The sequence below is a fragment of the Actinoplanes cyaneus genome, from assembly GCF_016862095.1.
GTDB classification, from domain to species: Bacteria; Actinomycetota; Actinomycetes; order Mycobacteriales; family Micromonosporaceae; genus Actinoplanes; species Actinoplanes cyaneus.
In genome coordinates this window covers 158,565-173,171 of the sequence record NZ_BOMH01000004.1, presented here as the reverse complement: position 1 = coordinate 173,171, position 14,607 = coordinate 158,565, and the positions used below count along the sequence as shown (strand labels likewise).

10 protein-coding genes are annotated in these 14,607 nt (G+C 70.8%); 4 read left to right on the top strand and 6 right to left on the bottom strand.

Going from position 1 to position 14,607, the window contains the following annotated elements; genetic code table 11:
- Nucleotides 1-9: 9 nt before the first annotated feature.
- A complete protein-coding gene (locus tag Acy02nite_RS03445; RefSeq protein ID WP_203738290.1) occupies nucleotides 10-282 on the bottom strand; it encodes a hypothetical protein in 273 nt (90 codons plus the stop codon).
- Between the two features lie 10 nt (nucleotides 283-292).
- On the bottom strand, nucleotides 293-550 hold the full coding sequence (locus Acy02nite_RS03440) for a PspC domain-containing protein (RefSeq protein WP_203738289.1): 258 nt from the start codon (nucleotides 548-550) through the stop codon (nucleotides 293-295).
- Between the two features lie 225 nt (nucleotides 551-775).
- Here Acy02nite_RS03440 and Acy02nite_RS03435 point away from each other — a divergent pair, with 225 nt between their 5' ends.
- The gene (locus Acy02nite_RS03435) at nucleotides 776-2,620 is read left to right on the top strand and encodes a serine/threonine protein kinase (RefSeq protein WP_203738288.1); all 1,845 of its coding nucleotides are present in this window, start codon (nucleotides 776-778) and stop codon (nucleotides 2,618-2,620) included.
- Between the two features lie 43 nt (nucleotides 2,621-2,663).
- On the opposite strand, the gene Acy02nite_RS03430 is transcribed toward Acy02nite_RS03435, so the two are convergent.
- A complete protein-coding gene (locus Acy02nite_RS03430; RefSeq protein WP_203738287.1) occupies nucleotides 2,664-5,135 on the bottom strand; it encodes a Tex family protein in 2,472 nt (823 codons plus the stop codon).
- A gap of 234 nt (nucleotides 5,136-5,369) precedes the next feature.
- On the opposite strand from Acy02nite_RS03430, the gene Acy02nite_RS03425 reads away from it, so the two are divergent.
- From Acy02nite_RS03425 to Acy02nite_RS03415, 3 genes are all read left to right on the top strand, one after another.
- Nucleotides 5,370-6,089 (top strand): PP2C family protein-serine/threonine phosphatase, encoded by a 720-nt coding sequence (locus tag Acy02nite_RS03425; protein WP_203738286.1) that lies wholly within the window; start codon nucleotides 5,370-5,372, stop codon nucleotides 6,087-6,089.
- A 36-nt stretch (nucleotides 6,090-6,125) separates the two neighbouring features.
- Nucleotides 6,126-8,417: a discoidin domain-containing protein gene (locus tag Acy02nite_RS03420; protein ID WP_203738285.1), complete on the top strand. Its 2,292-nt coding sequence runs from the start codon at nucleotides 6,126-6,128 to the stop codon at nucleotides 8,415-8,417.
- A 112-nt stretch (nucleotides 8,418-8,529) separates the two neighbouring features.
- The gene (locus Acy02nite_RS03415) at nucleotides 8,530-9,069 is read left to right on the top strand and encodes a GNAT family N-acetyltransferase (RefSeq protein ID WP_239174161.1); all 540 of its coding nucleotides are present in this window, start codon (nucleotides 8,530-8,532) and stop codon (nucleotides 9,067-9,069) included.
- A 286-nt stretch (nucleotides 9,070-9,355) separates the two neighbouring features.
- Here Acy02nite_RS03415 and glgB read toward each other — a convergent pair whose 3' ends face one another.
- From glgB to treS, 3 genes are read right to left on the bottom strand one after another with little or no spacing between them, the layout of a single operon-like run.
- Entirely contained in the window at nucleotides 9,356-11,506 is a 2,151-nt protein-coding gene (glgB, locus tag Acy02nite_RS03410) for a 1,4-alpha-glucan branching protein GlgB (protein WP_239174150.1), read from the bottom strand.
- 24 nt (nucleotides 11,507-11,530) lie between these two features.
- Nucleotides 11,531-12,844, bottom strand: coding sequence for a maltokinase N-terminal cap-like domain-containing protein (locus tag Acy02nite_RS03405; protein WP_203738283.1), 1,314 nt, complete (start codon nucleotides 12,842-12,844; stop codon nucleotides 11,531-11,533).
- Nucleotides 12,841-14,598 carry a maltose alpha-D-glucosyltransferase gene (treS, locus tag Acy02nite_RS03400; RefSeq protein ID WP_203738282.1) on the bottom strand — a complete coding sequence of 586 codons (1,758 nt, stop codon included), beginning with the start codon at nucleotides 14,596-14,598 and terminating at the stop codon, nucleotides 12,841-12,843. Before treS ends, Acy02nite_RS03405 begins: the two co-directional genes overlap by 4 nt.
- Between the last annotated feature and the right edge of the window lie 9 nt (nucleotides 14,599-14,607).

Below are 14,607 nucleotides of genomic sequence, written 5' to 3'. Positions count from 1 at the left end.
GCGTACCCCTCAAGCGGGGTCGATCTCCGTGAGGTGCAGCTTGCCGGCGGCGTCCCGCTCGACCCGGACCCGGGTGGTCAGGCCCGGCCCGAGCCGCACCGGCAACGCCGCGCCGCCGCCCGCCTGAACCGAGTGCAAGCCCGGCGCGAGCGCCAGCGAGAGCCGTTTCCCGGCCCGGACCTGGCCCTTGACCGCGCCGTCCACGGTGATCGGGACGGCGCGGGCGAGAGTGGTGAGGGACCGTGGGGGTCCCTCGACGACGAGTGTTCCGACGACGGTCATGACGGGCGGGTCACCAGGTCGTCGGCGGGGCCGGCGGGGTCTGCGGGCTGTAGACGGTCTCCTCCGACGGCATCAGGAGCCAGAGGACCGGGTAGATCAGGATCTGGCTGCCCGGGATCACGAACAGGATCACCACGAAGAGCAGGCGGGCGATCCACGGGTCGAGCCCGAATCGGCGGCCCAGCCCGGCACAGACGCCACCGAGCATGCGGCCGTCACGCGGGCGAACCAGGCCTTGGCGGGCCATCGTGTCGTGCACGGCGTTCATGGCGGGTCGCTCACTTTCCTTGGTAGCCCTCCTCGGTGAGGAGGTGATGTCTCAAGAGTGCTACCCGGGTACGACACTTTCCATCCGGCGACGCCCGGATCCGACCCGGATCCGGCGTCTCAGGGTTGTCCATGACGGTTACGTTCCAACCCGGCACCGGGACTGCTCGGGGTCGAAGCTCCCCGATACAGTTCTGCGAGCGAGAACCTGGGGGGCAGGAAGAGCATGGTCGACAGCACGGTGCCGGGCGAACGGACGCAGCCGCTGCGTCCGCACGATCCGCGCGAGCTCGGCGACTACGAGGTGCTCGGCCGGCTCGGCGAGGGCGGCATGGGCACGGTCTACCTGGGCCGCAAGAGGAACAGCGAGATCCTGGTCGCGGTGAAGGTGGTGCGCCTCGACCTGGCGCACGACGACGAGTTCCGCCGCCGGTTCCGCAGCGAGGTGGAACGCGCCCGTCAGGTGCCGCCGTTCTGCACGGCCGAGGTGCTCGACGCCGACCCCGATCATGACCAGCCGTACCTGGTGGTCGAGTTCGTCGACGGGCCGACCCTGGCCGACGTCGTCGAGCAGCGCGGCCCGCTGACCTCGGCGAACCTGCACAGTGTCGCGATCGGCGTGGCCACCGCGCTCACCGCGATCCACGGCGCCGGCGTGATCCACCGCGACCTCAAGCCGCGCAACGTGCTGCTCGCGCCGGGCAGCCCCAAGGTGATCGACTTCGGGATCGCCCGGGCCATGTCGGCGACCAGCGGGAACACGCGGCCCGACCAGATGGTCGGCACGGTGGCCTACATGGCGCCGGAGCGGTTCGACACCGACGCGGACACGCCGGTGATCACCCCGGCCGCTGACGTGTTCGCCTGGGGCGGCGTGGTGACGTATGCGGGGACCGGCAAGACCCCGTTCTACGCCGACTCGCCGACCGCCACCGCGGCCCGCATCCTGACCAGGCCCCCGCGCCTGGACGGCCTGTCCCAGCCGCTGCGCGACCTGGTCGCGCACGCCCTGGAGAAGAACCCGGCGAACCGGCCCAGCGCCCGGGAGCTGCTCGACCTGCTGCTCTCCGGCGACCGGCCGGTGGCCGTCGCGGACGCTCTGGCCGACCAGCCCGACCTGCAGGCCGCCGCGGCCGAGGCGCAGGCCGTGACCGGTTACGCGCCGGCGCCGGACAGCGGACCGTCCGCGACCCGGGTCGCGGCCGCCGCGCTCGCCCCGGCGTCCGCCCTGGACATTCCGCCCGGTCTCGTCGGCTACAGCGAGAACGCGATCGTCACGATCCCGATCGAGGCGGTGCCGGACGCCACGCCGCTCGGGCCGCCACCGGCCGGCCGGCCCCGGTGGTCGGTGCTGCCGGTGCTGCTCGCCGCGCTGACCGTCCTGATCATCGCGGCCGGTGTGGCGATGATCGGCTTCCTGCTGCGCGACAGGTTCGGCCACGGCACGGCCGCCGCGCCCTCGGCGAGCGCCGGGTCGCCGGCGGCGGAGGGCACGTCCGCCACGCCGCGACTGGCCGACAAGCTCGCGGCGCCCGGCCTCTGGCAGCCGACCTCGCAGGCCGACGAGGGGGCGAGCTGCGGCTTCGCCGGGCGGGCGCTGGTGGCCCGCCGGGAGTCCGCCGGCACGTTCCGCTGCCGCGGCCCGAAGGACGTGATGACCGACTTCACGACGGAGGTCGGCGTGCGCCTCGCCACCCCGGGCAGCTGCGCGGCGATCTGGTTCCACTTCGACGACAAGGCGTTCGACGGCAAACAGGGCGGCTACCAGCTGCGGGTCTGCGAGAAGTCGGCGTTCCTGAGCGTGCACACGAACGACGCCGTGAACCTCAAGGACAAGCTGCGGCTGAACAAGCCGATCGGGAACCTGGCGACGCCGGCCCGGATCGGCCTGCACGTGGTGGGGGACTCGCTCGAGGTGCGGCAGGACGGGCAGCGGGTCGGGATACTGGCGCTGACCGAGCCGGCGCTCGCCCGCGGGCGGATCGTGCTCGGCGTCTACAACGACGAGACGACGGCTGCCGGGACCGGGCCGTTCGAGGTCGCTTTCACCGACATCAAGCTCTGGTATTGACGGGTCAGGGCCTCCCGCGAGGCCCTGACCCTCCTGCCGGTCGTCAGTCCTTGGCGAGGCCGGCCCGGCGCAGGGCGTCGGCCATGGCGCTGTTGCCGAAGGTGTTGCCGCCGCCGCCGCCACCGCCACCGCCGCGCTGTCCGCCGCCCTGACGCGGCTGACCGCCCTGAGCGCCGCGCTGACCGCCCTGACCGCGCTGTCCGCCGCCGCCCTGACCGCCGCGCTGGCCGCCCTGGCCTCCGCCGCGCTGTCCGCCCTGAGCGCCGCGCTGACCGCCGCCCTGGCCGGCGCCGCCCTGGCCACCGCCGCCCTGACCGGCGCGGTCCTCGCGCGGCGGCCGGTTGCGGTTCGGCTCGTCGGAGAGGCGCATGGTCAGCGAGATCCGCTTGCGGACCGGGTCGACCTCCAGGACGCGGACCTTCACCACGTCACCGGACTTGACCACCTCGCGCGGGTCCTGCACGAACTTCTCCGACAGCGCGGAGACGTGGACGAGCCCGTCCTGGTGGACACCGATGTCGACGAACGCGCCGAACGCGGCCACGTTCGTGACCTGGCCCTCCAGGACCATGCCGGGCTTGAGGTCGGCGATCTTCTCGACCCCCTCGGCGAACGTGGCGGTGGTGAACGCCGGGCGCGGGTCACGCCCCGGCTTCTCCAGCTCCTTGAGGATGTCGGTGATCGTCGGCAGGCCGACCGTGTCGGTGACGAACTTGTCCGGCCGGATGGCCTTGAGCAGCGGGCTGTTGCCGATCATCGTCTTGACGTCCGAGCCGGCGTCCGCCGCGATCGTCCGGACCAGCGGGTACGACTCCGGGTGCACGCTGGAGAAGTCCAGCGGGTCCTCGCCGTCACGGATCCGCAGGAAGCCGGCGCACTGCTCGAACGCCTTCGGGCCGAGCCGCGCGACCTTCTTGATCTCGTTGCGGTTCTTGAACGGGCCGTTCTGGTCGCGGTGCAGCACGATGTTCTCGGCCAGCCCGGCGGTGATCCCGGAGACCCGGGTGAGCAGCGGGGCGGACGCGGTGTTGACGTCGACGCCGACGCCGTTCACACAGTCCTCGACGACCGCGTCGAGCGAGCGGGCCAGCTTGACCTCGGAGATGTCGTGCTGGTACTGCCCGACGCCGATCGACTTCGGGTCGATCTTGACGAGCTCGGCGAGCGGGTCCTGCAGGCGGCGGGCGATCGACACCGCGCCGCGCAGCGACACGTCCATGCCGGGCAGTTCCTGCGACGCGTACGCCGAGGCGGAGTAGACCGACGCGCCGGCCTCGGAGACGACCACCTTCGTCAGCTTCGCGTCCGGGTGCCTCTTGATCAGCTCGGTGGCGAGCTTGTCGGTCTCCCGGGACGCGGTGCCGTTGCCGATCGCGATCAGCTCGACGTTGTGCTTGCTGGCCAGCGCGGCGAGCTTGTGGATCGACTCGTCCCACTTGTTCTGCGGCACGTGCGGGTAGATCACGGCGGTGTCGACGCACTTGCCGGTGGCGTCGACGACGGCGACCTTCACGCCCGTACGGAAACCGGGGTCCAGGCCCATCGTGGCGCGAGTGCCGGCCGGAGCCGCGAGCAGCAGATCGCGCAGGTTCGCGGCGAAGACGCGGACGGCCTCGTCCTCGGCGGCCTCGCGCAACCGCAGCCGCAGGTCGGCGCCGAGGTGGATGAGGATCCGGGTGCGCCACGCCCAGCGGACGGTGTCGACCAGCCACTTGTCGCCGGGACGTTTCAGGTCGGTGATGCCGTTGCGCCCGGCGATGCGGCCCTCGAAGTAGCCCTCGTCCTCCTCCGGGTGCGGCTCCATGGTGAGGTCGAGGACCTCCTCCTTCTCACCGCGGAGCATGGCCAGGATGCGGTGCGAGGGCAGCTTGGAGTACGGCTCGGCGAAGTCGAAGTAGTCGGAGAACTTCGCGCCGTCGGTCTGCTTGCCGTCGCGCACCTTGGCGACCAGCCGGCCCCGCGTCCACATCTGCTCGCGCAGCTCACCGATCAGGTCGGCGTCCTCGGCGAAGCGCTCGATCAGGATGGCCCGGGCACCGTCGAGGGCGGCCTGGGCGTCGGCGACCCCCTTCCCGGCGTCCACGAACGCCTCAGCGGCCGCTTTCGGGTCGACGGTGGGGTCGCCCAGCAGTCCGTCGGCGAGCGGCTCCAGGCCGGCCTCACGGGCGATCTGTGCCTTCGTGCGCCGCTTGGGCTTGAACGGGAGGTAGATGTCCTCCAGCCGGGCCTTGGTGTCGGCCTCGAGGATCTGCTGCTCCAGCGCGTCGTCCAGCTTGCCCTGGGCGCGGATCGACTCCAGCACGGCGGCCCGGCGCTCCTCCAGCTCCCGCAGGTAGCCCAGGCGCTCCTCCAGCGTGCGCAGCTGGGCGTCGTCGAGCGTGCCGGTCACCTCCTTGCGGTAGCGGGCGATGAACGGCACGGTGGCCCCGCCGTCGAGCAGCTCGACCGCGGCGGTGACCTGCCCTTCACGGACCCCGAGCTCGGAGGCAATGCGCTGATGGATCGCTGTCGTCACGCCGACGATTGTTACCGAGGCCGCGGTGCCTTGTCGCGCCGCCCCGCACACGCCGCGGCAGATGATCACCCGTGGGCCGCGTGCGACGCGCCCAGCCGGTGTCTGGCCCACGGGTGAACCGCCCGGCCGGGTGCGCCGCCGCGACCTGCGGAAACGCGTTCGTTCACGCCGCCGTTCGCGGGGAGGTGGACGTTTACTAGAGACAACCCTTGGAGGCTTTGGCATTGTTGCTACATGACGCTTGCTGTCCGGGCGGTCGCCGCCACTGATCAGGGCCTGGTCCGGTCCAACAACGAAGACTCGGTTTTCGTCGGAAATCGCCTCTTCGTGGTCGCGGACGGCATGGGCGGTCTGCCCGCCGGTGAGCTGGCGAGCGACATCCTCGTGCAGGTCCTCGGCGAGGTCGACCAGAAACCGGACAACGGCGAGCCGCTCCAGGATCTGATCGAGGCGCTCCAGGTCGCGAACAAGCAGATCGAGAAGTCGGTCGCCGAGGACGACGCCCGGGACGGCATGGGCACGACGGTGACCGCGCTGCTGCTCTCCGGGGACCGGCTGGCCGCGCTCAACGTCGGGGACTCTCGCTGCTACCTGCTCCGCGACGGCGAGTTCCAGCAGCTCACGCGCGACGACACGTACGTGCAGGCCTTGGTTGATCAGGGTGTGCTGACGCCGGACGACGCGCGGCGGCACCCGCAGCGGGCGCTGGTCACGCAGGCCGTGCAGGGCGGCCCGTTCCGGCCGGCCGGGCGGATGATCCCGGCCAAGGTCGGCGACCGCTACCTGCTCTGCTCCGACGGTCTCTCGGACTACGTGGAGGACGCGGTGATCGCGCAGACGCTGCGCGACAACCCGGACCGGCGCACGTGCGCGGCCGAGTTGATCAACCGCACCCTGGAGAACGGCGCTCCGGACAACGTCACCGTGATCATCGCGGACGTGGTGGAGGTCTGATCGCCGTCCGTCGATCGACTCCCGTAGATTGTGATCATGTCACGCAGAATCACGGGAGCCTTGACTGCCGGGGTGGTCGCGGCGGTGTCCGGCTGGATGACGTTGTCACCCAGCCCGGCCCAGGCCGCGACCTCGAACGACACGACCTGCAAGACCCCTGTCAACGGTTCGCCCACCACCGACGTCGGACCCAGCGCCACCGGCTACGTGCTCAACGTCGGCAGCGGCGGTGAGCTCGGCACGGTCTTCACCGACGGCGCCCAGGCGGCGTTCCCCAAAGTCAGCGCCCGCGACGAGGTGAACACCGACGGCACCCCTCGCCGGACGGTGACCACGACGTTCAGCCGGGGCCTCGACGTGGGCTCCGACCGCACCCCGCCCGCCCAGGTCACCTCGACCAACGGCGGCCAGACGTTCCCCGCCTCGACACTCACCCAGACGCCGGGCGTGCCCACCACCCAGCTGCGTGACGGGACGCTGCTCGGCATCGACTTCATCCCGACGTCGACCACCACGAGCAGCGCGACCTTCCAGGTGTACCGCTCCACCGACGGCGGCACGACCTGGGTCACCTCGCCGACGATCATCCAGCTCGGCATTCCGCTCGACGGCGGCATCCGCACCCACGGCGCCCCGTTCCAGCTCGGTGACGGCACGGTGCTGATCAGCTACTACATCCAGTTCGGCGGGAGCCACCAGGCGCCGGGCCGTTACCAGCAGATCTCGTCGTTCGTGGCGGCCAGCACCGACGGCGGTGGCAGCTTCACCACCCGCGGCACGATCGCCTACGACAGCACCGGCGCCAACAGCTACCCGGAGGCCGCCGTCGCCGCGCTGCCCAGCGGCAAGCTGCTGTCGGTGGTCCGCCACCACGTGTGGAACGGCACGAACTTCAACGAGCTCGACACCCCGCGCTGGACCACCTCCGCCGACGGCGGCGTCACCTGGGCGGCCCTGCAGAACCTCGCCGTCTCCTTCCCGAACGGGTACGACAACTACGACGACGCGAAACCGGAGCTGCTCGGCGTCTTCCCGCAGCTGCAGCTGATGCCGAACGGTGTCATGGTGCTCAGCGCCGGCCGGCCGGACAACTGGGTCGCGATCTCCACCAACGGGCAGGGCACCGGCTGGGTCGGCCAGCTCACCTACCGCAACTGCCCGACCACCGGGTACCGCTTCCACGGCTCCACCGGCAACACCGCGCTGGCCTCGGTGGAGAGCAACCGCGTGCTGCAGGTCGGCGACAACTGCGACATCACCTGGTCCTGCCCGGCCGGTGACAGCGGCTACACGGTCGACAACGGCCGGCGGATCTGGCGCCGCTTCGCCGACGTGCTCACCCCGGACGTCGGCAAGATCGACCTGGCCACCAAGTACCGGCTCGGCCAGATCCAGGTCAGCACCGACATGACGGCCACGCCGGACGGCCGGCCGCGCACCGGCCCGGCCGGCGCGTTCGACGGCAGCACCGACTACTGGTCCAGCGCCGCCCGGACCGACGGCGCCGGCACGTACACGATCACGCTCGACCGGGAGTACCAGCTGACCCGGCTCGGCCTGAGCCTGCGCAACGGGACGCTCGCCTCCGGCCGGGTCTACGCCTCGGCCGACGGCGTGAACTGGGGCAACCCGATCGTCGACGCGGCCAACCGGACCCACCTGGCTCTGGAGTACTTCACGGTCACGGCCAAGGCCCGCTACCTGAAGGTGGAGGTCGACGCGGGCGCCGACGGGGCCGCGTTCCTCAACGAGCTGGAGCTGTACTCGACCGTCAACTCGTTCGAGAACGACCCGGTCAACAACCGCCCGCGCGGCTTCAACCAGCTCTCCCAGACCTGGGTGACCCGCAGCGGCGTGGACGGCAGCAGCCGGGCCCTGCGCCTGAACGACACCGCCACCGACGCGATGGCCAAGGCCGCGTGGCCGGTCAGCACCACCTCGGCGACCCGGACGCTGGAGTTCCGGGCCAACCCGGTCACGCTGCCCAACGCGTTCCTCTTCGACGTGCAGGGCAAGGCCGCCGACGGTACGACGGTGGACGCCTACCACTTCGCGGCCCGCGCCGACGGCAGCCTGGCCCGCTACACCGGCTCGGCCTGGGTCGCGCTCACCGGGGCGGGCGCCGTCCCGGCCGGCAGGTGGAGCACGATCAAGGTGCAGGCGAGCACGACCAGCGCCACGGTCAGCGTCGGCGGCACCGTGGTCGCCACGTCGGTCCCGCCGACCAAGGCGGGCACGACCGGGCTGCTCGGCTACTCGTTCGCGAGCAGCGGCACCGCCCCTGTCGGCGACCAGGTGGTCTTCGACGACATCCTGTTCAGCTCCTGACCGATACCGATCACCGGCGGGCCGGGGCGTTCACGCCCCGGCCCGCCGTTTCCGTCACCTGTCCTGCCCCGGAGGGCGCCCACCCGGGGTGACATATCCTCGGCGGGTGCTGATGGCGACGGAACGGCTGATCCTGCGGCGCTTCCGGGCGTCCGACGCGCCGACCCTGGCGGAGTACCGGTCGGATCCCGCGGTGGCTCGCTACCAGTCCTGGGATGCGCCGTTCCCCCTGGAGAAGGCCGAGCTTGCCGTACGGAACTTCGCCGCCAGTTCGCCCGACGAGCCCGGCTGGTTCCAGTACGCGATCGAGCACGCCGCCGAGCGGACACTGGTCGGCGACGTCGGGGTCCGGCTGCACGACAACCTCAAGCAGGCCGAGATCGGGTTCACGCTCGCTACGGCGTACCAGGGGAAGGGTTTCGCGACCGAGGCCGTGAGTGCCGTGCTGGATCGGCTGTTCCGTCTGCAGGGCGTGCACCGGGTGATGGGGGAGTGCGACGCGCGGAACACGCGGTCGGCGGCGCTGATGGAGCGGCTGGGGTTCACGCGCGAGGGCCTGCTGCGGCAGCAGACGTTCATCAAGGGTGAGTGGACCGACGACCTGCTCTTCGGCATCCTCGCGTCCGAGTGGCTCGCCCGCGACCGCGCCTGATCCGGTCCCTCGAGCCGGGTTCCTCCCGGCACAGCTCTCACAGCGCCTGCCGCGCCTGGCCGGCTGGTGATCACGAGTGTGTCGAGCCTGTCGAAGCACCCGTGAGTGCCAGCCGAGGCCGGTCGGCTGGTGGTGAGGGGTGTGTCGGGCCTGTTGAAGCACCCGTGAGTGCCAGCTGGGGCCTGGTGGCGCATGGTGAAGCACCCCCGAGCGCCGGCTGCGGACAGCTGGCGCTCAGGGGTGCGACGGTGAGGGGGACGGGCCGGAGCCCGCCCCGATCAGGGTGTCACTTCTCGAGCTTGAGCCAGAGGGCGCCGAGCGGCGGCACGCGCAGCGCCGCCGAGTGGTCGAAGCCGTGCCACGGGATGTCCTCGGCGTGAACGGCGCCCAGGTTGCCGACGCCCGAGCCGCCGTAGAGCTCGCTGTCGGTGTTGACCGCCTCCAGCCAGCGGCCGGCGCGGGGCAGGCCGATGCGGTAGTTCTCGTGCGGGACGGCGGCGAAGTTGACGATGCACGCCATCGGGTCGCCGTTCGGGGCGAAGCGGACGAACGAGAACGTGTTGTGCTGCGAGTCGTCGCTGGTGATCCAGCGGAAGCCGGACGCCTGCGTGTCCTGCGTCCAGATCGCCGGCGTCTCCTTGTAGACCCGGTTCAGGTCGGTGACCAGGCTCTTGACGCCGCCGAACTGCGGGTCCTCGAGCAGCCCCCAGTCCAGGCCGCGTTCCTCGCTCCACTCCCGCAGGTCGCCCATCTCGGCGCCCATGAAGAGCAGCTGCTTGCCGGTGAACGCCCACATGAAGCCGAGCAGGGCCCGCGTGTTCGCCAGTTTCTGCCACAGGTCACCGGGCATCTTGCCGGTCAGCGAGCCCTTGCCGTGCACCACCTCGTCGTGGCTGATCGGCAGGACGTAGTTCTCGCTCCACGCGTACACGGTGGCGAAGGTCATCTGGTGGTGGTGCCACTGCCGGTAGATCGGCTCCTTCTCCATGTAGGAGAGGGTGTCGTTCATCCAGCCCATGTTCCACTTGAAGCCGAACCCGAGCCCGCCGAGGTGGGTGGGCCGGGTGACGCCGGGCCACGCCGTGGACTCCTCGGCGATCGTGACGACGCCGGGGTGGTTCTTGTAGACGGTCGCGTTCATCTCCTGCAGGAAGCTGATCGCGTCGAGGTTCTCCCGGCCGCCGTACTGGTTGGGCGTCCACTCCCCGTCCTTGCGGGAGTAGTCGAGGTAGAGCATGGACGCGACGGCGTCGACCCGCAGGCCGTCGGCGTGGAACTCCTCGCACCAGTAGAGGGCGTTCGCGACCAGGAAGTTGCGCACCTCGGTGCGGCCGAAGTCGAAGACGTACGTGCCCCAGTCCGGGTGCTCGCCGCGCCGCCAGTCGCCGTGCTCGTAGAGCGGGGTGCCGTCGAAGCGGGCCAGCGCCCACGCGTCCTTGGGGAAGTGGGCCGGCACCCAGTCGAGGATCACGCCGATCCCGGCCTGGTGCAGCTTGTCCACCAGGTAGCGGAACTCGTCGGGGTTGCCGAAGCGGGAGGTCGGGGCGAAGTAGCCGGTGACCTGGTAACCCCACGAGCCGCCGAACGGGTGCTCCATGACCGGCATCAGCTCGACGTGCGTGAAGCCGGTCTCGACGACGTAGTCGACGAGCTGCTCGGCTAGCTCGACGTAGGAGAGCCCCGGCCGCCACGAGCCCAGGTGCACCTCGTAGCAGCTGACCGGCTCCTCGTGCCACGCCTTGGTGGCGCGCGAGCGCATCCACGGCTCGTCGTGCCACTCGTACGACGACTGGAACACCACCGAGGCGGTGGCCGGCGGCACCTCGGTGTGCTGGGCGAGCGGGTCGGCGTGCTCGCGCCACTGCCCGTCCCGCCCGAGGATCTTGAACTTGTACTTCGTGCCGACGTGCGCGGACGGCACGTAGATCTCCCAGACCCCGCTGGAGCCGAGCGAGCGCATCGGCCACCCGTCGTACGGCCCCCAGCCGGCGAAGTCGCCGATCACCTGCACGCCGCGGGCGCCCGGGGCCCACACCGCGAACGCCACGCCGGTGCCGCGCGGCTGGGCTCCCAGCACCTTCCACAGCTTCTCGTGCCGGCCCTCGCCGATCAGGTGCAGGTCCAGCTCGCCCAGCGTGGGCAGGTGACGGTACGGGTCGTCGCACTGCGTCCCGTCCACCTCGAGCCGGTAGTCCAGGACCGTCCCGGGCAGCTCGGCCGCGAAGATCCCGTCCGGGTGGACCAGGGTCGTCTCGTACCGCTGCTCCTCGTGCAGCACGGTCACCTGCTTGGCGCCCTTGCGCAGGGTGCGGACGACGGTGTGCCCCCCGCCGGGGTGTGCCCCGAGGACGGCGTGCGGATCGTGCGTGTCGCCGGCGATCACGGCGTTCATGGCCCGCTCGTCGGCGGCCAGGCGGGAGGTGGTGTGCCCGATCATCTTCGCTTCCTCTGACATTGGTGGTCAGCCGGCCAGCCGGGCGATGGAGCGGAGGGGGATCCGCAGCCATCCGGGCCGGTGCCGTGCTTCGTACGCGGTCTCATATACCGCTTTGTCCAGTTCGTACGCCGCCAGCAGGGCCTCTTCGGAGCGCGGGTCGAGACCCGAGGCGTGCGCGTAGCCGTCGCAGAACGCGGCCCGGTTGCGGTCCACCCACTCGCGGGCGCGGGCCGCCAGGTGCTCGTCGTCGTCCTGGTCGACGAGCAGCTGGTACGCCGCGTACTCGTACGACCGCAGCACCCCGGCCACGTCGCGCAGCGGGGAGTCGGGCAGGCGCCGTTCGTCCAGCGGCTGGCCCGGCTCGCCCTCGAAGTCGATCAGCAGCCAGGCCTCCGGGGTGCGCAGCACCTGCCCGAGGTGCAGGTCGCCGTGCACGCGCTGGACGGTGACCTCCTTCCCGGTCAGGCTCTCGAACCGCTCGGTGATGGCCGGCAGGTACTGCTGGAGCTCGGGCACCGCGTCGGCGGCGGTCCGCAGCCGGGCGAGCATGACGTCGACCGGGAACGGCGACGGCCCGGCGCCGAGCTCCTCGGCCAGGGTCAGGTGCACCGACGCGACCGCCTCGCCGAGCCGGTACGACTCGCCCTGGAAGTCCCCGCCGGCCTGGTCGGCGCGGAACTCCGCGTCGGCGAACAGGTCGCGGGCCGACGCGGTGGCCATGGCCCAGCCCTCGGCCGAGTTCGCGGCGTAGGCGGTGACCATGCCGAGCGCGCACTGGCCGGCGTCGTCGGTGGTCTCGAACGAACCGAGCAGCTTCGCGACGTGCGGGTTCTGCGCCCGCCCGAGCACCCGGTTCAGCTCGATGTCCGGGTTGATCCCGCAGGTGACCCGGCGGAACACCTTGAGGATCGCGTCCTGCTCGAAGATCACGCTGGTGTTGCTCTGCTCGGCGTCGAACACCCGCGGCCAGAGGTCCCGGGGCAGCTCGGCGCCCGGCTCCTTCTGGAACGTGAGGTCACCGACCGGCTCGGACGCGTCCACCAGGCCGAGCAGGTACCGCGCGGCCTCGGGGGAGTAGAGGGCGTCGTACGCCGGGCGCCCCTGGTCGTCGGTGCCGATGGTGGCGACCGTGCTGTACTCCGGCAGCAGCTCCGCGCCCCGGCCGACGATCAGCTGGTAGCGCTCGGAACTGCCGTCGGTGTACGAGACGTCGATCAGCACCAGTTCCAGATCCTGGCCCAGCGGGGTGGCGGACGCCTGTTTGACGTCCGCGAGCACCCGGCTGCGCCCGGCGTACCAGCGTTGTTTCGGTAACCACTCGGCATAGGGCAGCGTCATTGCTTCTCCTCGGACCCGCATAGCTGGAACCAATAGAAGCCGTGGCCCGGAAGGGTGAGAAGGTACGGCAGCTGGCCGATCCGCGGGAAGTTCACGTGGCCGGTCAGCTCCACCGGGGTGTACCCGTTCCAGTGCTGCAGGTTGAGCTCGATGGGCTGCGGGAAGCGCGACAGGTTGTTGACGCAGAGCACCACGTCGTCGCCGTACTCCCGCAGGTAGGCCAGCACCGAGGGGTTCGAGCCGCCGAGCTCGCGGAACGTGCCGACGGCGAAGGCCTCGTGCCGGCGGCGCACCGCGAGCATCGTCCTGGTCCAGTTCAGCAGTGAGGTCGCGCTGTCCCGCTGGGCCTCCACGTTGACCGCCTGGTATCCGTAGACCGGATCCTGGTTGACCGGCAGGTACAGCCGGCCCGGGGTGGCGGTGGAGAAGCCGGCGTTGCGGTCCGGCGTCCACTGCATCGGTGTGCGCACGCCGTCGCGGTCGCCGAGCCAGATGTTGTCGCCCATGCCGATCTCGTCGCCGTAGTAGAGCACCGGCGAACCGGGCAGCGACAGCAGCAGCGCGGTGAACAGCTCGATCTGGTTGCGGTCGTTCTCCAGCAGCGGGGCCAGCCGGCGGCGGATGCCGACGTTCGCCTTCATCCGCGGGTCCTTGGCGTACTCGGAGTACATGTAGTCGCGCTCTTCGTCGGTGACCATCTCGAGCGTGAGCTCGTCATGGTTGCGCAGGAAGATGCCCCACTGGGTGTTCTCCGGGATGGCCGGCGTCTGCGCCAGGATCTCCGAGATCGGAAAACGCGACTCCCGCCGTACGGCCATGAAGATGCGCGGCATCAACGGGAAGTGGAACGCCATGTGGCACTCGTCGCCGCCGGACTTCGCGTCGCCGAAGTACTCCACCACGTCGGCCGGCCACTGGTTCGCCTCGGCGAGCAGCACGCGCCCGGGGAACTCGTCGTCGATCACCTTGCGGCAGTGCTTGAGGAACGCGTGGGTCTGCGGCAGGTTCTCGCAGTTGGTGCCCTCCTCCTCGAAGAGGTAGGGGACCGCGTCCAGCCGGAAGCCGTCGATGCCCAGGTCCAGCCAGAACCGGAGCACGTCCAGCATGGCCTCCTGCACCTTCGGGTTCTCGTAGTTGAGATCCGGCTGGTGGGAGAAGAACCGGTGCCAGTAGAACTGCCGCCGCACCGGGTCGAACGTCCAGTTCGACTCCTCGGTGTCGACGAAGATGATCCGCGCGTCCTGGTACTTCTCGCTGGTGTCGTTCCAGACGTAGAAGTCGCCGTACGGCCCCTCCGGGTCGTGCCGCGACGCCTGGAACCACGGGTGCGAGTCCGACGTGTGGTTCATGACCAGGTCGGTGATCACCCGGATGCCGCGCTTGTGCGCCGCGTCCAGCAGCGCCACGAAGTCGTCGACAGTGCCGAACTCCGGCAGCACCTTGTAGAAGTCGCGGATGTCGTAGCCGCCGTCGCGCAGCGGCGAATCGTAGAACGGCGGCAGCCAGAGGCAGTCGACGCCCAGCCACTGCAGATAGTCCAGCCGCTCGATCAGGCCGCGCAGGTCGCCGCCGCCGTCCGACCCGGAGTCGTAGAACGCCCGGACCAGCACCTCGTAGAAGACGGCGCGCTGGAACCAGGTGCGGTCCGCCGGGAGGGCCCGCGCGTGGCCGAAGTCCTCCGAGGACGGGTGCTCCACCACGCCGTCCTCGTTGTGACTTCCCTGCGCCGGGTCGTGCTCGCTTGCCAAGTCCATCAGGTGTCC

Excerpts from the sequence above, each read along its gene's own strand:
- Acy02nite_RS03445 (WP_203738290.1), bottom strand. The coding sequence starts at position 282 with ATGACCGTCGTCGGAACACTCGTCGTCGAGGGACCCCCACGGTCCCTC.
- Acy02nite_RS03440 (WP_203738289.1), bottom strand. The coding sequence starts at position 550 with ATGAACGCCGTGCACGACACGATGGCCCGCCAAGGCCTGGTTCGCCCG.
- Acy02nite_RS03435 (WP_203738288.1), top strand. The coding sequence starts at position 776 with ATGGTCGACAGCACGGTGCCGGGCGAACGGACGCAGCCGCTGCGTCCG.
- Acy02nite_RS03425 (WP_203738286.1), top strand. The coding sequence starts at position 5,370 with ATGACGCTTGCTGTCCGGGCGGTCGCCGCCACTGATCAGGGCCTGGTC.
- Acy02nite_RS03420 (WP_203738285.1), top strand. The coding sequence starts at position 6,126 with ATGTCACGCAGAATCACGGGAGCCTTGACTGCCGGGGTGGTCGCGGCG.
- Acy02nite_RS03415 (WP_239174161.1), top strand. The coding sequence starts at position 8,530 with ATGGCGACGGAACGGCTGATCCTGCGGCGCTTCCGGGCGTCCGACGCG.
- glgB (WP_239174150.1), bottom strand. The coding sequence starts at position 11,506 with ATGATCGGGCACACCACCTCCCGCCTGGCCGCCGACGAGCGGGCCATG.
- Acy02nite_RS03405 (WP_203738283.1), bottom strand. The coding sequence starts at position 12,844 with ATGACGCTGCCCTATGCCGAGTGGTTACCGAAACAACGCTGGTACGCC.
- treS (WP_203738282.1), bottom strand. The coding sequence starts at position 14,598 with ATGGACTTGGCAAGCGAGCACGACCCGGCGCAGGGAAGTCACAACGAG.